Origin of the sequence: Rathayibacter sp. AY1A5 (assembly GCF_002930875.1) — a bacterium.
Classification (GTDB): domain Bacteria; phylum Actinomycetota; class Actinomycetes; order Actinomycetales; family Microbacteriaceae; genus Rathayibacter.
Genome location: NZ_PSTM01000004.1, coordinates 117,372 through 134,421 on the forward strand (window position 1 = coordinate 117,372; position 17,050 = coordinate 134,421).

Genomic DNA, 17,050 nt, shown 5'->3' on the forward strand with positions numbered 1-17,050 from the left:
CGGTGCGCTACTCCGCAGCCTCGGTGGCGCCGCTCGGCTCGGCCGACGCGTGACCGACGGAGGAGTCGGGGCGCGCGGCGCGGGGCTTCGCCGGCGTGCGGGGCTTCGGCGCGGGCTTCGCGGCCGGAGCCGGCTTCGCGGGGGCGGGCTCGGCGGACTCGGATCCGGCGGGCTTCGGCTCGGCGGGCTTCGATCCCGCGGACTTCGGCTCCGCGGGCTTCGGCTCCGCGGGCTTCGGCTCGGCGGGCTTCGGCTCCGCGGGCTTCACCGGAGCTGCGGAGTCGATCGGCTCGGAGCCGATGACGTCCACGGGCGCGGAAGCCCCGGACTCGGCCGGCGTGCTCGCGGCGGTCCGAGCACTCGTTTTCGGAGCGCCCTTCGGCGTGGCCTTCGGGCTCTTCGGAGCGGCCCCCGCTGCTGACTCCGTCGGCGCCGCGACGTCCTCCGCGGCGCCGTCCGCCTCCGGAGCCGCGGTCGCCGCTGTCGCCGCGCTCCCGCCGCTCGCCGCCTCCTGCCCCTCGACCACCGTCGCCGGACCCGCCGCTTCCGCGGCCACGGCCACGGCCGCGGCCTCCGCCGCCTTCGCCTTCTTCTTCGCGCGCTTCTCCGCGGCGGCCGCCTGGGCCCGCTCCGCCTGCTCGGCGACCTCGGGGACGATCACGAGGTCGTCGGTCTCGATCACGGGGATCGCCGCGGTCGTCGTCCCCAGCTGGAGGGCCGCGATCAGCTCGGGAGCGTGCTTGGTGCTCACGATCAGGCGGGAGTAGTCCTCGTCGACCAGGTCGATCACGACGGCCGAGGCGGTGCGCTTGATCAGCAGGAAGTCCTTGCCGCCGTGGAACTTCCACGTGCCGGCTGCGAGCGTGAGCGGCACCGCGGTGCCCGGCGCGCGGATGCCCCGGACCCAGATCCAGGGGTCCTCGGTGACCGTCGCCGAGCGGATGCTCGACCGGTCGACGACGACGTCGCTGCGGTGGAACGCGAGCAGTCGCTCGGCCGCGGTGAGGCGGAGTTCGAGGCGGTCGGGGAGCACGGTCACGACGGGCATGCCTCTAGTCTGCCCCGCCGCCCGCCGCCGGGTCAGCGCCGGATCGAACAACGATGCCCCGCCGCTCGCGTGGGTGGCAGCATGGTCGGATGCCGATGGATCCGGACGAGGCGCGCCTCCTCGACGCGCTGCTGGCCGAGCGGCAGGCCGAGACGCGCGACGAGGCGGCCCGGCTCGAGGCCTCGCTGGCCGAGCTCCTGCGCGACCGTGCCGACGGCACCGCCGATGACGAGCACGACCCGGAGGGCACGCCGCTCTCGGCCGAGTGGTCGCGGATGGCCGGAGTCCGCGACGCTCTCGCCCGCACGGCGCGCGAGCTCGACGCCGCTCGCACCCGCCTCGGCACCGGCGGCTACGGGGACTGCGCCTCGTGCGGCCGCCCGATCGGGGCCGCCCGCCTCGCCGCCCGGCCCACGGCCGAGCTCTGCATCGACTGCGCCCGGCTAGCGGAGTCGCGCATCCGCTGACGCCCCGCGAGGCGAGCCTGCGGCATGCCCTCCGTCTGAAGGCCCCCACAGATCCCGGCGTGCGGAAACCCGGTTTCTCCTGCGAGCATTCACATCCGGTCGCGTCCCTCGAACAGGTCTGACGGACCACCCCTCCCCCCCTGCTCGAAAGGCACTCCTGCGATGACCGAGACGTCGACCGCCCGATCGACCGGCGCCCCTCCCGCCCCCGACAAGCGCGCCTGGCGCTCGCTGATCGTCCTGCTCGCGGGCATGTTCATCGCCCTGCTCGACACGACCATCGTGAACGTGGCGCTTCCCACCATCCGCACCACGCTCGACGCCTCCGAGTCGACGCTCTCCTGGATCATCTCCGGCTACGCCCTCGCGTTCGGCCTCGCCCTGATCCCTGCCGGCCGCCTCGGCGACCGCTTCGGGCACAAGTGGGTCTTCGTCAGCGGCATCGCCCTCTTCACCGTCGCCAGCTTCGCGTGCGGACTGGCCGCGGACGACACCCAGCTCGTCGTCGCCCGCATCGTGCAGGGCCTGGCGGGCGGCGTCTTCGTCCCGGCGGTCAACGCCTACATCCAGCTCCTCTTCCGCGGTCCCTCGCGCGGCAAGGCCTTCGCGGTGATGGGCGCGGTCCTCGGCGTCTCGTCGGCGCTCGGCCCGATCATCGGCGGCCTGATCATCCAGGCCTTCGGCGACGAGAACGGCTGGCGCCTGGTCTTCTGGGTGAACCTGCCCATCGGCGTCGCGACCCTGATCGCCGCCGCGGTCCTCCTCCCCGCCCGCCGCGACCTCGAGGCCGGCGACCGCGCCCCGAGCGGAGGCGTCGACTGGCTCGGCCTCGTCCTCGTCTCCGGCGGCCTGGTCGCCCTGCTCGTCCCGCTCATCCAGGGCGAGGACGAGGGCTGGCCGCTGTGGACCTTCCTCTCGATCGCCGGCGGAGTCCTGCTCCTCGCCGCGTTCGGCGCCTGGGAGGTCCTCCACGTCCGCCGCGGACGCGCTCCCCTGGTGCCGCCGACGCTGTTCCGCCACCCGGCCTTCACCGGAGGCGTGATCCTCGCGCTGGTCTACTTCGCGGCCTTCACGAGCATCTTCTTCACCATCTCGCTGCTCTGGCAGTCGGGCCTCGGCCACACCGCGCTCGAGTCGGGCCTGGTGTCGATCCCCTTCGCGATCGGCAGCATCATCAGCTCCTCGCAGAGCAACCGGATGACGGCGCGCCTGGGGCGCAACGTCCTGGTGATGGGCAGCGGACTGCTCGCCATCGGGCTCGGCTGGGTCTGGCTGGTGCTGCTGACCGCGACCCCGGACTCGATCAGCAACTGGCAGCTCCTGCCGCCGCTGCTGATCGCGGGCCTCGGCAACGGCTTCTTCATCGCCCCGAACGTGCAGTTCATCGTCTCGACCGTCGACCCGCAGGACGCGGGCGCGGCGAGCGGCGTGATCTCGGCGATCCAGCGCATCGGCTCGGCCGTGGGCATCGCGGTCATCGGCAGCGTGCTGTTCGGGAGCCTCGTCATCACGGGTCCGGACACGGTCGCCTCTGGCTTCCTCGACGCCGCGGCTCCCGCGATGCTCCTCAGCACCCTGATGGCGGTCGCCGCTTTCGCGCTGGTGTTCGTGCTGCCGAAGTCGGTCTCGCGCCGGGGCTGAGGGCCCCTGCCCGGTCGCCGCACGCCGGCGGCCGGGCGCGCGGGACGTCCGCCGCCCGGAGATCCGGTGCGGCGGGCCCCCCGCCTGATCCGCGGGTGGCCCGGGAGCCTACGCCCGAGCGGCCGCTGCGGCCTTCGCCGCCGCCGGCAGCGCGTCCACGATGCGCCCGATCGCCGCGTCGTCGTGCGCGGCCGAGACGAACCAGGCCTCGTACACCGACGGCGGCAGCGAGACGCCCGCGTCGAGCATCGCGTGGAAGAACGCCGGGTAGCGGAACGACTCCTGCGCCTGGACCTCGGCGTAGTCGCGCACCGGCCGGCCCAGGTCCGTGAACATGAAGCTGAAGAGGCTCCCGGCCGTCTGCACCGTGTGCGCGACGCCCTCGGCCGTCAGCGCCGCCGACACCTCGCGCTGGAGCGTCAGCGCCGTGGCGTCCAGCGAGGCGTAGACCGCGTCGTCGGCCAGCTGCAGCGTCCGGATGCCCGCGGCCACCGCGACCGGGTTCCCGGAGAGGGTGCCCGCCTGGTACACCGGCCCGAGCGGCGCCAGGTGGTCCATGACGTCCGCACGGCCGCCGAGAGCCGCGACCGGCATCCCTCCGCCGATGACCTTGCCGAAGGTGTAGAGGTCGGCCCGGTACGGAGCCTCGGCGCCGCGGTTCTCGAGCCCCCACCAGCCGCCGGCGCTCACGCGGAAGCCGGTGAGCACCTCGTCCATGATCAGCAGCGAGCCGTTCGCGTGCACGAGGTCGGCGAGGGCCGCGTTGAAGCCCGGGTCCGGAGCGACGACGCCCATGTTGGCGGCCGCGGCCTCGGTGATGACCGCCGCGATGTCGGCGCCGCGCTCGGCCAGGACCGCGCGCACCGCCTCGAGGTCGTTGTACGGCAGCACGATCGTCTGGGCCGCGGTCGCGGCCGTGACGCCGGCGGAGGCGGGCAGCGAGAGGGTCGCGAGACCGGAGCCGGCATCGGCGAGCAGTCCGTCGGAGTGGCCGTGGTAGTGGCCGGAGAACTTGATCAGCAGGTCGCGGCCGGTGACGCCGCGGGCGAGGCGGATCGCCGTCATCGTCGCCTCGGTGCCGGTGGAGACCAGGCGGAGCTTCTCGATCGGCGAGACTCCCCCGGCCGTGATCCGCGCCTCGACCAGCTCGGCGAGGTCGGTCTCGGCGGGAGTGGACGCGCCGAACGAGAGACCGCGGGCGGCCGCCTCCTGCACCGCCGCGACGACCTCGGGGTGCGCGTGCCCGAGGACCGCGGGGCCCCAGGAGCAGACGAGGTCGACGTACTCGTGCCCGTCCGCGTCCGTGATGTACGGGCCGGCGGCCGAGACCATGAAGCGCGGGGTCCCGCCGACCGAGCGGAACGCTCTGACGGGCGAGTTGACGCCTCCGGGGATCGCGTGCCGGGCACGCTCGTACAGGGTGTCGTTCGCCGAGGTGGTCACCCCTCCAGGGTACGCGCGCCGCCCGGCGCCCTCGCGCCGGAGAGGCGCTTTCGGACGAGATGCCGAGGCTCGCTCCCGGGAGGAGGAGCGGCTACTTCAGCAGGTCGCGAGCGATCTCGACGGCCCAGTACGTGAGAACCGCGTCGGCCCCCGCGCGGAGGATCCCCGTGACCGACTCCAGGATCGCCGGCTCGCGCGAGATCCAGCCGTTCGCGGCGGCGGCCTCGATCATCGCGTACTCCCCCGACACCTGGTACGCCCAGACCGGCACGTCCGAGACGGATGCGACGTCCGAGAGCACGTCGAGATAGCTCATGGCGGGCTTCACCATCACCACGTCGGCACCCTCGGCGAGGTCGAGGGTCGCCTCGCGCAGGCCCTCGCGGCGGTTCGCCGGGTCCTGCTGGTAGGTGCGGCGATCGCCCTCGAGCGTGGACTGCACGGCCTCGCGGAACGGACCGTAGAAGCTGGAGGCGTACTTCGCCGAGTACGCGAGGATCGCGGTGTCCAGGTGCCCGGCGCCGTCGAGAGCGGCGCGGATCGCTCCGACCTGGCCGTCCATCATCCCCGAGAGCCCGAGCAGGTGGGAGCCGGCCTCGGCCTGGGCGAGCGCCATCTCCTCGTAGCGGAGGAGCGTGGCGTCGTTGTCGACGCGCCCGCGGTCGTCGAGCACGCCGCAGTGGCCGTGGTCGGTGAACTCGTCCAGGCACAGGTCGCTCTGCACGACCAGCGCGTCGCCGACCTCCTCCACGACGACCCGCGTCGCGGCGTTGAGCACGCCGTCGGGGTCGGTCGCACCGGAGCCGACCGCGTCGCGCGTGGTGGGCACGCCGAACAGCATCACGCCGCCGATCCCCGCCTCGGCCGCCTCCGTCACCGCTCCGCGGACGCTGTCCAGCGAGTGGTGCATCACCCCCGGCATCGACCCGATCGGCCGGGCCTCGGTGGTCCCCTCGGCCACGAAGAGGGGCAGGATCAGCTGCGCCGGGTGGATGCGCGTCTCCTGGACGAGACGGCGGAGTGCGGGGGTCGTGCGGAGGCGGCGCGGGCGGATGGCAGTCATGTCCTCCAGCGTAATCCCGCCCCGCCGAGCACCTCCCGGGAGCGCGAACGCCTCACCCCGTGGAGGTGCTCCGGACGCACGACATCAGCCGAGAGGCGGATCCCTGGCCTGCGGGGCGAGGCCCGCCCCTCCCGGCCGACGTCGCGCCGGGGAGGCGGCTCAGCGGGGAGCGCGCTCCGTGGCGACGGCGGCGACCGCGTCGATGAGGGAGGAGGCCGAGCGCTCGTCGGCGACGACGTCGACGCGCAGGCCGAAGGCGCGGGCGTCCTTCGCGGTCTGCGGGCCGATCGCGGCGACGAGGATCGACTCGGGCACCGGGCCGAGCTGCTTCTGGACCTGCTCCGCCACGCTGCCCGAGGTGACGAGGATCGCGTGCACGGCTCCGCCGGCGACATCCGCCACGACGCGCTCCTCCACCGGGACGCCGACCGTACGGTAGGCGACCACGGAGCGCACGTCGTGCCCGATGCGGGTGAGGCCCTCGGTGAGCAGCGGCTTGGCGATCTCGGACCGCAGCGTCAGCACGCGCAAGGGGTGCCGACCGCCGGTCGCCTCCTCCCACTCGGCCAGGAGGCCGCGGGCGGAGTTGTCCTCGGAGGGGACGAGGTCCACGGAGTAGCCGGCGGCGACGAGCGCGGCCGCCGTGGTCTCGCCGACCGCCGCCACCTTGGTGCTGGCGGGCACGGTGGTGCGCAGGAGGGACAGGACGTCGACCGTGGTGGCGCTCGTGACGGTCATCCAGTCGAAGGCGCCGGCCTCGAGGTCGGCGAGGGCCTGCTCGAGCGCCGGGAAGTCGTCGGTCGGCGCGAAGTTGATCATCGGAGCGACGACGGGCGAGGCTCCCTTGGCACGGAGAGCGGCGGCGACACCGTCCCCCCACGGGCCTCCGCGGGGGACGAGGATGCGCCACCCCTGCAACGGCTTCTCCCACTGGGAGTAGGCGGCGGGGACGATCACGAAGGGGCTCCCAGGGGTGCGAGTTCGGCGGCACCCGCACCGAGAAGCGCGTCAGCGAGCAGAGAGCCGCAACGGAACGCGGCTTCGACGACGGGCAGTTCGCGACCACCATACTGCGGATCCGCCCGGTGTCGACCACCGCCGACCGAACCGTTACCGACCGGCTCCGCGACCTCCCGTGCGAGGGACGCCGTGCCGTCGACGGCGAAGACCACGCCGTGCAGGACCACGCGGTCCTCCTCGACGACCGCGGAGGCTCCGATCGGAGCGGCGCACCCGGCCTCGAGGGAGGCGAGGAGCGACCGCTCGGCCGTGATCGCCGCGCGGGTCGGCACGTGCTCGACCGCCGCGAGAGCGGCACGCAACTCCTCCGACGGCTCCTCGTCGCGCACCTCGATGGCCAGCGCTCCCTGACCGGGGGCGTGCGGGGAGACGTCGAAGCCGAGCACCTCGGTGATCGCGTCGACCCGGCCGAGGCGGCGCAGGCCGGACAGGGCGAGCACGATCGCGTCCAGCGGCGAGTCGCTGCCGGGCAGCACCCTCCGGAGCCGGGTGTCGATGTTGCCGCGGATGTCCACGATCTCGAGGTCCGGACGGGCGGCCAGCAGCGCCGCGCGCCGACGGGGCGAGCCCGTGCCCACGCGGGCTCCGACCGGCAGGGTCGCCAGGGTGAGCCCGTCGCGGGCGCAGAGCGCGTCGCGCGGGTCCTCCCGCTCGGGGACCGCTCCGAGCAGCAGGCCCTCCACCGCAGCGGTGGGCAGGTCCTTCAGCGAGTGCACGATCGCATCGCAGCGCCCGGCGAGCAGCGCGTCGCGCAGGGCGCTGACGAACACGCCGGTGCCGCCGAGGGAGGCGAGCGAGCCGCGCATGCGGTCGCCGTCCGACTCGATGCGCACCAGCTCCACGGGGACCCCCGCGGCGGCCGACATCAGATCGGCCGTCATCCGGGTCTGCGCCACCGCGAGCGCGCTCGCGCGGGTGCCGACTCTGATGCTCACGACAGACGACTCCTCATCACGGTGCGACTCCCGCCAGGGCGGGCTTGAACCCCGCTCGCACGTTCTCGCAGCAGCCGGGGCGGCAGACGTCGTACCAGGGGCCGAGCGCCGTCATCGAGGGCCGGTCCTCGGTCGGCACGCCGTTGACGCGCTCGAGGACCAGGTCGATCAGGCCGGAGACGTAGACCGGGTCCGTGCCGGGGGTCGCGACGCGGAGCGCGACGAGTCCGTGCTCCTCCGAGGTCTCGAGGGCCTCGTTGTCGAGGTCCCACATGACCTCCATGTGGTCGGACACGAAGCCGAGCGGGACGATCAGCAGCGCGCGGCGGCCGCGGGCCGGCAGCTCCGCGATGGCGTCGTTGATGTCCGGCTCGAGCCAGGGCTGGGTGGGCGGGCCGGAGCGCGACTGGTAGACCAGCTGCCAGGGCACGTCCTCGTCCGTGGCGGCGGCCATGACGACCTCGGCGACGGCGAGGTGCTGCGCCTCGTAGGCGCCGCCCGGTCCGAACTCGTGCACGTCGACGACGGTGCCGTCGTCGTGGCGCTCGTGGGGTCCGCTGCGCTCGGCGTCGGCCATGGGGATCGAGTGCGTCGAGAACAGCACCTCCACCTCGGACGTGACATCGAGGTCGGGCATCCGCTCGCGCAGCTCGTCGAGCCCGTCGTGGACGGCCTTGATGAACGGCATCACGAAGCCGGGGTGGTCGAAGAACTGGCGCACCTTGTCGATCCGCAGCTCGCCCTCGAGGCCGGTCGCGTCGAGCGCCGCCGCGTAGTCCTCGCGGTACTGCCTGCAGGACGAGAAGGAGGAGTACGCGCTGGTGGCGATGGCGAGCAGGTTGGTGAACCCGCGCTCCTTCGCCTCGGCGACGGCCTCGCTCATGTAGGGCGCCCAGTTGCGGTTGCCCCAGAGCACGGGGAGGTCGATGCCGCGGTTCGCGAGCTCGGCCTCGAGCGCCTTCTTCAACGCGCGGTTCTGCGCGTTGATCGGGCTGACGCCGCCGAAGTGGCGGTAGTGGTGGGCGACCTCCTCGAGGCGCTCCTCCGGGATGCCGCGGCCGCGGGTGACGTTGCGGAGGAACGGGATGACGTCGTCCTGGCCCTCGGGCCCGCCGAAGCCGGCGAGGAGGATCGCGTCGTAGGCCACGGGGACCTCGACGTGCTCGGGGCCGGACGCCGCCGCAGGGGTGGCCCCGCGGACGAGGATCGGCTCGCTGGTCGTGTCGCTCATCGAAGCACCTCGGCGATCTGGTCGGCGTCGATGCGCCGGCCTGTGTAGAAGGGGACTTCCTCGCGCACGTGGCGGCGGGCCTCGGTGGCGCGCAGGTCGCGCATGAGGTCGACGAGGTTGACGAGCTCCTCGTCCTCGAGGGCGAGGATCCACTCGTAGTCGCCGAGCGAGAACGAGGCGACCGTGTTGGTCAGGACGGAGCGGAACCGCGAGCCCTGGCGCCCGTGCTGGGCGAGCATCGCGCGGCGCTCCTCCTCGGGGAGGATGTACCACTCGTAGGAGCGGACGAAGGGGTAGACCGTGAGCCAGCGGGCCGGCGCCTTCCCGCGCATGTAGGCGGGGAGGTGGTTCGAGCTGAACTCAGCGTCGCGGTGCACGCCCATCGCGTTCCACGTCGGCAGGAGGCCGACCAGCAGCTCCGTGCGCCGCAGCTCGCGGTAGGCCCGCTGCAGCTCCTCGGGCGCCGGGCCCGTGAGCCACAGCATGATGTCGGCGTCGGCGCGCAGGGCCGAGACGTCGTAGGTGCCGCGGACGGTCACGCCCTCGCCCTCGAGCTGGGCGACGAGGTGCTCGTACTGCTTCACCGCGGGATCCACGGCGTCGCTGGAGAGGGTGAACGGACGTGCGGGATCCCTGCGGAGAACCGCCCAGAGCGTGTATCCCAGGGCCTGATCGGAGTGATCCTGATCGGCGGGGGGCTGCGGCGCCGGAGCGGCGGCGCTCGTGTCGGGGGCGGACTGAACGGGACCCGCCGTGCCGGCGGTCTGATCGGTCATTGATCCATCATCCCTCCGCTCGTGCCGATGCACAAAAGCGGCGGGGGCTCTGGCGCCGGAGGGCCCGGGACGCTAGCGCCCCGGGCCCTCCGGCACTCAGTCCTCGATGATCTGCTTCGCGACGCCCCAGACGACGAGGCCCACGGCGGCGGCGGCGCCGACCGCTCCGGCGATCAGCGCGGAGGGGTTCTGGCGGCGCACCACCTGGAGCTTGCGCTCGATCGTCCGCTGGGCGGTACGCACCTTGCGCGGCACGTTGACCTTGTATTCGATCGCGTCGAGGGTCGCGGCGAGCTCGGAGCGAGCGCGCTCGATGTCGGCCTTCAGCTGGCCGGGCTTCAGCTCCGCCGGGTCGACGAAGCGGGGCGTGGTGCTGCTGACGGATCGCTCAGTTGTCATAGCTGCCCACTCCCTTGAACGCCTGGACGTCCTTCTTGATGCTGTCGATCGAGTCCTGCGGCACCGGCGGCACGGCCTTCTTGATGGTGCGCACGCCGACGAGGGCGAGGATCACGGCCACCAGGAGGAAGAAGACCGTCACGATCAGCGCCGACAGCCAGTCCGGCAGCCAGGAGGCGATGCCGATGATCGCGAAGGCGACCAGCGTCGCCCACGCGGTCAGGAGGAGGAAGGCCGCGACCGCGAACAGGCCGACGGCCAGACCCGCGCTCTTCGCCTTGCCCGCCAGCTCGTTCTTCAGCGAGGCGACCTCGGCCTTGACGAGCTCGATCACGAGGCCGGGCAGGTCGCTGACCAGCTCTCCCAGTGATCGGGCGTTCTTGGGATTGCGTTCGTTCACCACGGGAGCTCCTCGAGGGTGGGACGTGCCGGCCGGCGCGCGCCTGGCACGGCCGGAGGGATGAGCACTAGGCCCTGCTGGTGGAGGTGGACGTCGTCGACCCGCCGGAGCCGGCCGACGCCGCGGCCTCGTCGACCTTCGAGGCCGCCTTGCGGGCGGCGGCCGACGCCTCCGCGTCGCTCGCTCCCTGGGCCTTCCTGCCGCCGGACACGGCCTTGACGACCACCGAGCGCACGACCTCGTACGCCTTGTCCGAGACGCTGCTCAGCTGGGTCTTCGCGGCACCGCCGACGGCGCCCGCGACGTCCTGCACCGGCTGGGTCCGCCAGAAGCGGCCTGCCGCCGAGGCGATCTGCTCGTACCGCTTGCGGCCGGCGCGTGCTCCCAGCACGTACCCGGCTGCGGCTCCTGCCACGAAAAGAATCTTGCCCTTCACGCCTACTCCTCGTCCTGGGTCGCTCTCGCGATCGTCCACGCGGTCGGTGACCACTCGTGCCGGGGCACGCCGCGCGCTCGCGCGGATGCCTGGGCCTAAGAGTAGCCGTCGGCGTCGTGGGCGTCGCTCGGCAGCCCGACTCCTTGACGCACCAGTCGGCGCCGGATAAGGGCGGCCGTCTCGGCGGCGTGCGGGAGCACCGAGGCGAGGCCCGTGCCCGCGATCCAGGTGCCGGTCACGGCGACTCCCTCGATCGGGAGGAGCGCCTCGCGGAACGCCTCCAGGTGCGCGCGGCGGCCGAGCGCCGCGGCGGGCCGGACGTTGGCCCAGCGCACCCGGGCGGAGTCGACGAGCGACGCCGGATCGAGGGCGAGTCCGAGCAGCGTCGAGGCGTCGAGCAGGGCGATCGCCGCCGCCTCGGCATCGGTGCGCCCCTCGAGCGGCGGGCGCTCGCCCGGGCGCCCGTAGGAGAGGCGCAGCACGTGGCGCCCGGGAGGGAGGGAGGCGGCCAGCCAGTCCCACTTCGCGGTCGCGTGCGTGATCGCCTTGGCCGTGACGTCGGTGGCGGTGGGCGCCACGAGCACACCGGAGCCGCGGGGGGCTGCGTCCAGGCGGGCGTCGTCGAGGACGAGGGTCACCAGCTCGACGGAGTCGTGGGGCGCCTCGTCGGCGCGCTCCGCGACGGCGGGGGCGAGGCCGGCGAGCAGCGCCCGGGCGTCGCGCTCCGGGGTCGAGACGATCACCGCTCGGGCGCTCAGAGCGCCGTCGGCGAGGGTCAGGACGAAGTCCCCGTCGGAGCCCTCGAGCCGCTGCACGGAGGCGCCGGTGCGGATCTCGCCGGAGAGGTAGTCGATCCGCTGGACCAGCGCGGCGACCAGGCGGTGCATCCCGCCCTCGAGCCCGCGGACCGCGACTCCGGCCGGGAGGTTCGCGCGGAGGGCGGCCACGCCCCGGGCGAGGGAGCCCGCGCGGGTGAGCGCGCCGTTCAGTCCGGGTGCGGCCAGGTCGACGTCGATGTCGTCCGGCCGGCTCGAGTACACGCCGGAGACGACCGGCGCGACCAGGTCCTCGAGCACGCGCTCGCCCATCCGGGTGCGCACCAGCTCGGCGAGGGAGTGCGCGCGGCCGATGCGCAGCACCGGCATCAGGGTGTCGAGCCAGGCGCGCCAGGCGCCGCGGCGGCCGATCGCCCGCACGACGTCGGGGGCGAGCGGCGTGCCGGGGATGCCGAGGATGCCGGCCCGGGGCGACGGCACGGAGCGGCCGCCCGAGAGGTGCAGCCACGAGCCGTGCGTCCGGGGCTCGACGATCGACTCGGCGAGCGGGACGCCGTCGAGGGTCAGCGCGGCGAGCGCCCGCTCGACGTGGCCGCCGCGGGTGGCGAAGCTCTCGGCGCCCGCGTCGAGCGCGGCTCCGGCCAGGGCGAGCGGAGAGACGGAGCCGCCGACCCGCTCCCCCGCCTCGAGCACCACGACGCGCAGGCCGATGCGCAGGCACTCCGCGGCGGCGGCGAGCCCCGCCACTCCGCCGCCGACGACGGCGACGTCGTACGACGCCGCGTCGCGGGGGCGCTCCTCGCTCACGGCCGCCAGGCGTGCACGAACGCGACGAGGCGCGTGAGCACGTCGGGGTCGGTCTCGGGCGGCACGCCGTGGCCGAGGTTGAGCACGTGCGCGGGGGCGCTCAGGCCCCGGCGGAGCACGTCGTCGACGTGGGACTCGAGGACCTCCCACGGCGCGGTCAGCAGCGCCGGGTCGACGTTGCCCTGCACCGGCACGAAGCCGCCGAGGCGGTGGTTGGCCTCGTCGAGCGGGATCCGGTAGTCGACGCCCACCACGTCGGCGCCGATGCCGTGCATCGCTCCGAGCAGCTCGCCGGTGCCGACGCCGAAGTGCACGATCGGGACGTTGCGGCGCGTCTCCCCGTGGTCGAACGCCAGGTCGCGCACGTGGACGAGGGCGCGCGCGGAGGCGGGAGCGACGTGGGTCGTGTAGTCCGAGAGCGAGAGCGCCCCGGCCCAGGAGTCGAAGAGCTGCGCGGCGCTGGCCCCGGCGAGCACCTGCGCGCGGAGGAAGCGGCCGGTGACCTCGGCGGTCCACTCCATCAGCTGAGCCCAGGCGGCGGGGTCGGCGTGCATCATCGTCCGCGCGCGCAGGTGGTCCTTGGACGGGCCGCCCTCCACCAGGTAGGCGGCCAGGGTGAAGGGAGCGCCGGCGAAGCCGATGAGCGGGGTGTCGCCGAGGCCCGCGACGGTGCGGCGCACTCCCTCGCGGATGGGCTCGAGCGTCTCGTCGAGCACGGACGGGTCGATCGAGGCGAGCTCGGCGACGTCGGCGGCCGTGCGCACCGGCTTCTCGAGCACCGGACCGCGACCGGGGACGATGTCGACGCCGACGCCCGCGAGCCGCAGCGGGATCACGATGTCGCTGAAGAAGATGGCCGCGTCCACTCCGTGGCGCCGCACCGGCTGCAGGGTGATCTCGCTCGCCAGCGCCGGGTCGAGGCAGGCGTCGAGCATCTTCGTGTCGGTGCGCAGGGCCCGGTACTCCGGGAGGCTGCGGCCGGCCTGGCGCATGAACCAGACGGGCGTCCTCTCGCCCCGCTCGGAGCGGTAGGCGCGCAGGAGCAGCGAGTCGGCCGTGCGGCCGGCGGAGAGGGGGTGCAGCGGATCGAGCAGGCCGTCGGTGGGGGAGGTCACCGCGGCATTATTCCAGGCGCATCCGTGCATTCCTCCCCAGTCCGGGGACCCCGCCCCGCAGAGCGCGCGTAGACTGACATGGTGCTTCTGTGTCTGACGGCGTCGCACAAGAACGCCAGCTTCGATCTCCTCGAGAAGCTCTCCGTCGACTCCTCCGCCGTGACCGCGGCCCTCTCCGAGGGGATCGACTTCGTCTCCGGAGCCGTCGTCGTCGCGACCTGCAACCGCTTCGAGGCCTACCTCGACATCGAGGAGCCGCTGACCGCCGCGCAGGCCGTCGCCGTCGAGGCCGCCACCGCCGCCGTCAGCGCCGCGACCGGCGTCGAGCAGGACGAGCTGCGCGGGAGCGTCGACGTCGTCTCGGGCGACCGGGTGGCCGAGCATCTCTTCGCCGTCTCCAGCGGGCTGGAGTCCGTCGTGGTCGGCGAGGGCGAGATCGCGGGCCAGGTCCGCCGGTCCCTCGAGGAGGCGCGCCGCCTCGGCACCACCTCCTCCGAGCTCGAGCGGCTGTTCCAGCGCGCCTCGCAGACCTCGCGCGGCATCAAGAACCGCACCGGCCTCGGCAGCGCCGGCCGCTCGATCGTGCGCCTCGCGCTCGACCTGGCCGCGAGCCGCGTCACCGACTGGCGGGCCGCCCGCGTCCTCCTCGTCGGCACCGGCAGCTACGCGCGGGCGACCGTCGCGGCCCTGCGCGACCGCGGAGTGGTGGACATCGCCGTGCACTCCCCCTCCGGCCGCGCCGAGGGCTTCGCCGCCCGCCGCTCGCTCCGGCCCATCGCCGCCTCCGATCTCGCGCTCGAGGCGGTCTCGGCCGACATCGTCATCACCTGCACCACGACCCAGGAGCCGGTGCTCGACGCCGCCCTGCTCGCCGCCGGGCGCCTCCAGGGCTTCTCCCGCGAGCGCCAGCTCGTGATCGACCTGGGCCTGCCGCGCAACGTCGCCTCCGACGTCACCTCGGTCGCCGGCGTCGAGCTCCTCGACCTCGAGACGATCAGCCTGCACGCACCTCTCGACGTGCTCGACGCGTCGCAGCAGGCGCGCGCGCTCGTCGACAAGGCGGCCCGGAAGTTCTCGGACGTCGCCGACGAGAAGAGCCTCACTCCGGCCGTCGTCGCCCTGCGCGCCCACGTGTTCGACGCGCTCGACGCCGAGATCGAGCGGGCCCGCTCGCGCGGCGACGAGGACGGCCGCACCGAGCAGGCGCTCCGCCACCTCGCCGGCGTCCTGCTGCACACTCCGAGCGTCCGCGCCCGCGACTACGCGCGCGCCGGAGCCCAGGGGGCCTATCTCACCGGGCTCGAGGCGCTCTTCGGCATCGAGGTCCCGGCCGAGCCCGCCGCCGCCGCCCGCCCCGACGCGGACGCCGCCACCGCGTGAGCCTCCGGCTCCCCTTCGACGCGGAGCCGCTGCGCTCCGCGCCGCTGCTCACCGAGCGCCTGCTCCTGCGTCCCCTCGGACCGGAGGACGCCGAGGACCACGCGCGCTACCAGGGCGACGCCGACGCCGTCCGGTTCCTCCGCTGGCCGGTGCGCACCCCCGAGGAGTCGCGGGCGCACCTGCAGCGCCGCCTCCCCTCGACACGGCTCGCCGCCGACGGCGACGCGGCCGTGCTGGCGATCGTCCCCCGGGAGGGCGTCCTCGCCGGGAGGATGATCGGCGACCTCACGCTCATCGCGACGTCCGTCGAGCAGGAGGCGGTCGAGATCGGCTGGGTGCTGCACCCGGAGGCGCAGGGGCGCGGCTACGCGACCGAGGCCGCCCGGGCGCTGCTCGACCTCGCGTTCGACACCCTCGGCGCCCACCGCGTGATCGCGCAGCTCGACGCTCGGAACACCGCCTCCGCCCGCCTCTGCGAGCGCCTCGGGATGCGCCTCGAGGCGCACCACCGGGAGGACGAGTTCTGCAAGGGCGAGTGGACCTCGACCCTCGTCTTCGCCTTGCTCGCCCGCGAGCGCTGACCGCAGGGCCGGCTGGTCCGCGCCCTCCGGGACGCCGCCGACCCGTCCGGTCGGCGGAGTCCCGGGAGGAGCGTCAGGCCCCGCGGAGCCCGGTGAAGAGGTACGACTCGAGCTGCTCGAGCGGGATGCGCTCCTGCTTCATCGTGTCGCGGTCGCGGACGGTCACGGCGTCGTCCTCGAGCGAGTCGAAGTCGACGGTCACGCAGTACGGGGTGCCGATCTCGTCCTGGCGGCGGTAGCGGCGGCCGATCGCTCCGGAGTCGTCGAAGTCGACGTTCCAGAGCTGGCGCAGCTGGTCGGCGACGCGGCGCGCGAGCGGCGAGAGGGCCTCATTGCGCGAGAGCGGCAGCACGGCCACCTTCACCGGCGCCAGGCGCGGGTCGAGGTGCAGCACGGTCCGCGTCTCGACCTTGCCCTTGGCGTTCGGCGGCAGCTCCTGCTCCTCGTAGGCGTCGACGAGGAACGCCATGAGCGCGCGGGTGAGGCCGAACGACGGCTCGATCACGAACGGCACGTAGCGCTCGTTCTTGTTCTGGTCGAAGAACGAGAGGTCCTTGCCCGAGTGCTCGATGTGCGTCTTGAGGTCGTAGTCGGTGCGGTTCGCGACTCCCATCAGCTCGCCCCACTCGCCCGAGGCGAAGCTGAAGCGGTACTCGATGTCGACGGTGCGCTTGGAGTAGTGGGAGAGCTTGTCCTTCGGGTGCTCGTACTGCCGGATGTTCTCGGGGTTCATCCCGAGCCCGACGAACCAGTCCCAGGCGAGCTGCATCCAGGTCTCCTGCCACTCCTCGTCCGTGCCGGGCTCGACGAAGAACTCGAGCTCCATCTGCTCGAACTCGCGGGTGCGGAAGATGAAGTTGCCGGGGGTGATCTCGTTGCGGAACGCCTTGCCGATCTGGCCGATGCCGAAGGGCGGCTTGCGACGGGCGCTCTGCAGCACGTTCGCGAAGTTGGTGAAGATGCCCTGGGCGGTCTCGGGACGCAGGTAGTGCAGACCCGACTCGTCGTCGACGACGCCGAGGTAGGTCTTCATCAGGCCCGAGAACTGCTTGATCTCGGTCCACTGGCCGACCTTGTCGGGGTGCTCCGGGTCGGGGATGTCGGCGAGGCCGTTCACGGGCGGGTGGCCGTTGACCTCCTCGTACTTCTCGAAGAGGTGGTCGGCGCGGTAGCGCTTGTGGGTGATCAGCGACTCGGTCAGCGGGTCCGAGAAGACGCCGACGTGTCCCGAGGCGTGCCAGATCGCCGTGGGCAGGATGACCGCGGAGTCCAGGCCGACGACGTCGCCCCGGCCCTGCACGAAGGTCTTCCACCACTGGCGCTTGATGTTCTCCTTGAACTCCACGCCGAGCGGCCCGTAGTCCCACGCGGAGCGGGTGCCCCCGTAGATCTCACCCGAGGGGAAGACGAATCCCCTGTGCTGCGCGAGGGTGATGACTTTGTCGAGGGTGGTGGGTTCTGCCACGGGTTGCTCCTCAGCTGTTCGGGCGCACGGGGCCCCGGCGCGCGCCGGCTGCGCGCGTCCTTCTGGT

At 73.5% G+C, this 17,050-nt stretch carries 17 protein-coding genes; 4 read left to right on the forward strand and 13 right to left on the reverse strand.

Features of this window, described 5'->3' with window-relative positions:
* Positions 1 to 7: 7 nt before the first annotated feature.
* Positions 8 to 1,048, reverse strand: a complete 1,041-nt coding sequence (locus tag C5B98_RS17405) for a hypothetical protein (protein ID WP_308471263.1) — start codon at positions 1,046 to 1,048, stop codon at positions 8 to 10.
* 89 nt (positions 1,049 to 1,137) lie between these two features.
* On the opposite strand from C5B98_RS17405, the gene C5B98_RS03930 reads away from it, so the two are divergent.
* The gene (locus tag C5B98_RS03930; protein ID WP_258059381.1) at positions 1,138 to 1,515 is read left to right on the forward strand and encodes a TraR/DksA family transcriptional regulator; all 378 of its coding nucleotides are present in this window, start codon (positions 1,138 to 1,140) and stop codon (positions 1,513 to 1,515) included.
* A gap of 162 nt (positions 1,516 to 1,677) precedes the next feature.
* The gene (locus tag C5B98_RS03935; RefSeq protein WP_104327364.1) at positions 1,678 to 3,156 is read left to right on the forward strand and encodes an MFS transporter; all 1,479 of its coding nucleotides are present in this window, start codon (positions 1,678 to 1,680) and stop codon (positions 3,154 to 3,156) included.
* 108 nt (positions 3,157 to 3,264) lie between these two features.
* On the opposite strand, the gene hemL is transcribed toward C5B98_RS03935, so the two are convergent.
* The 11 genes from hemL to hemE form a co-directional block, all read right to left on the reverse strand.
* Complete coding sequence (gene hemL, locus C5B98_RS03940) at positions 3,265 to 4,599, reverse strand: glutamate-1-semialdehyde 2,1-aminomutase (protein WP_104226146.1); 1,335 nt, start codon at positions 4,597 to 4,599, stop codon at positions 3,265 to 3,267.
* Between the two features lie 91 nt (positions 4,600 to 4,690).
* A complete protein-coding gene (hemB, locus tag C5B98_RS03945; RefSeq protein ID WP_104226145.1) occupies positions 4,691 to 5,662 on the reverse strand; it encodes a porphobilinogen synthase in 972 nt (323 codons plus the stop codon).
* Positions 5,663 to 5,821: 159 nt separating this feature from the next.
* Positions 5,822 to 6,616, reverse strand: coding sequence for a uroporphyrinogen-III synthase (locus C5B98_RS03950; RefSeq protein ID WP_104222950.1), 795 nt, complete (start codon positions 6,614 to 6,616; stop codon positions 5,822 to 5,824).
* Complete coding sequence (gene hemC / locus C5B98_RS03955) at positions 6,616 to 7,617, reverse strand: hydroxymethylbilane synthase (RefSeq protein ID WP_104317689.1); 1,002 nt, start codon at positions 7,615 to 7,617, stop codon at positions 6,616 to 6,618. The genes C5B98_RS03950 and hemC overlap by 1 nt, the downstream gene beginning before the upstream one ends.
* 16 nt (positions 7,618 to 7,633) lie before the next feature.
* On the reverse strand, positions 7,634 to 8,848 hold the full coding sequence (locus C5B98_RS03960; RefSeq protein WP_104269435.1) for a ferrochelatase: 1,215 nt from the start codon (positions 8,846 to 8,848) through the stop codon (positions 7,634 to 7,636).
* A complete protein-coding gene (hemQ, locus tag C5B98_RS03965; protein WP_104233087.1) occupies positions 8,845 to 9,624 on the reverse strand; it encodes a hydrogen peroxide-dependent heme synthase in 780 nt (259 codons plus the stop codon). Before hemQ ends, C5B98_RS03960 begins: the two co-directional genes overlap by 4 nt.
* Before the next feature lie 96 nt (positions 9,625 to 9,720).
* The gene (locus C5B98_RS03970; RefSeq protein ID WP_104222879.1) at positions 9,721 to 10,023 is read right to left on the reverse strand and encodes a DUF3618 domain-containing protein; all 303 of its coding nucleotides are present in this window, start codon (positions 10,021 to 10,023) and stop codon (positions 9,721 to 9,723) included.
* Entirely contained in the window at positions 10,013 to 10,423 is a 411-nt protein-coding gene (locus C5B98_RS03975) for a phage holin family protein (protein ID WP_258063431.1), read from the reverse strand. The genes C5B98_RS03970 and C5B98_RS03975 overlap by 11 nt, the downstream gene beginning before the upstream one ends.
* Before the next feature lie 67 nt (positions 10,424 to 10,490).
* A complete protein-coding gene (locus C5B98_RS03980; RefSeq protein WP_146076886.1) occupies positions 10,491 to 10,838 on the reverse strand; it encodes a YtxH domain-containing protein in 348 nt (115 codons plus the stop codon).
* 116 nt (positions 10,839 to 10,954) lie between these two features.
* On the reverse strand, positions 10,955 to 12,442 hold the full coding sequence (locus C5B98_RS03985; RefSeq protein WP_258063432.1) for an NAD(P)/FAD-dependent oxidoreductase: 1,488 nt from the start codon (positions 12,440 to 12,442) through the stop codon (positions 10,955 to 10,957).
* Entirely contained in the window at positions 12,439 to 13,587 is a 1,149-nt protein-coding gene (gene hemE / locus C5B98_RS03990) for a uroporphyrinogen decarboxylase (protein ID WP_104222882.1), read from the reverse strand. The genes C5B98_RS03985 and hemE overlap by 4 nt, the downstream gene beginning before the upstream one ends.
* Before the next feature lie 51 nt (positions 13,588 to 13,638).
* On the opposite strand from hemE, the gene C5B98_RS03995 reads away from it, so the two are divergent.
* Together C5B98_RS03995 and C5B98_RS04000 are read left to right on the forward strand one after the other, a co-directional pair.
* Positions 13,639 to 14,937 carry a glutamyl-tRNA reductase gene (locus tag C5B98_RS03995; protein WP_104260433.1) on the forward strand — a complete coding sequence of 433 codons (1,299 nt, stop codon included), beginning with the start codon at positions 13,639 to 13,641 and terminating at the stop codon, positions 14,935 to 14,937.
* Positions 14,934 to 15,518, forward strand: a complete 585-nt coding sequence (locus tag C5B98_RS04000; RefSeq protein ID WP_258062863.1) for a GNAT family N-acetyltransferase — start codon at positions 14,934 to 14,936, stop codon at positions 15,516 to 15,518. The genes C5B98_RS03995 and C5B98_RS04000 overlap by 4 nt, the downstream gene beginning before the upstream one ends.
* A 73-nt stretch (positions 15,519 to 15,591) precedes the next feature.
* On the opposite strand, the gene C5B98_RS04005 is transcribed toward C5B98_RS04000, so the two are convergent.
* A complete protein-coding gene (locus C5B98_RS04005) occupies positions 15,592 to 16,983 on the reverse strand; it encodes a glycine--tRNA ligase (protein ID WP_104226140.1) in 1,392 nt (463 codons plus the stop codon).
* Positions 16,984 to 17,050 lie beyond the last annotated feature (67 nt).

Bases quoted from the DNA above. Each gene is read 5' to 3' on its own strand.
- hemQ (WP_104233087.1), bottom strand. From the start codon at position 9,624: ATGACCGATCAGACCGCCGGCACGGCGGGTCCCGTTCAGTCCGCCCCC.
- C5B98_RS03935 (WP_104327364.1), top strand. From the start codon at position 1,678: ATGACCGAGACGTCGACCGCCCGATCGACCGGCGCCCCTCCCGCCCCC.
- C5B98_RS03970 (WP_104222879.1), bottom strand. From the start codon at position 10,023: ATGACAACTGAGCGATCCGTCAGCAGCACCACGCCCCGCTTCGTCGAC.
- hemB (WP_104226145.1), bottom strand. From the start codon at position 5,662: ATGACTGCCATCCGCCCGCGCCGCCTCCGCACGACCCCCGCACTCCGC.
- C5B98_RS17405 (WP_308471263.1), bottom strand. From the start codon at position 1,048: ATGCCCGTCGTGACCGTGCTCCCCGACCGCCTCGAACTCCGCCTCACC.
- C5B98_RS03930 (WP_258059381.1), top strand. From the start codon at position 1,138: ATGCCGATGGATCCGGACGAGGCGCGCCTCCTCGACGCGCTGCTGGCC.
- C5B98_RS03960 (WP_104269435.1), bottom strand. From the start codon at position 8,848: ATGAGCGACACGACCAGCGAGCCGATCCTCGTCCGCGGGGCCACCCCT.
- hemE (WP_104222882.1), bottom strand. From the start codon at position 13,587: ATGCACGGATGCGCCTGGAATAATGCCGCGGTGACCTCCCCCACCGAC.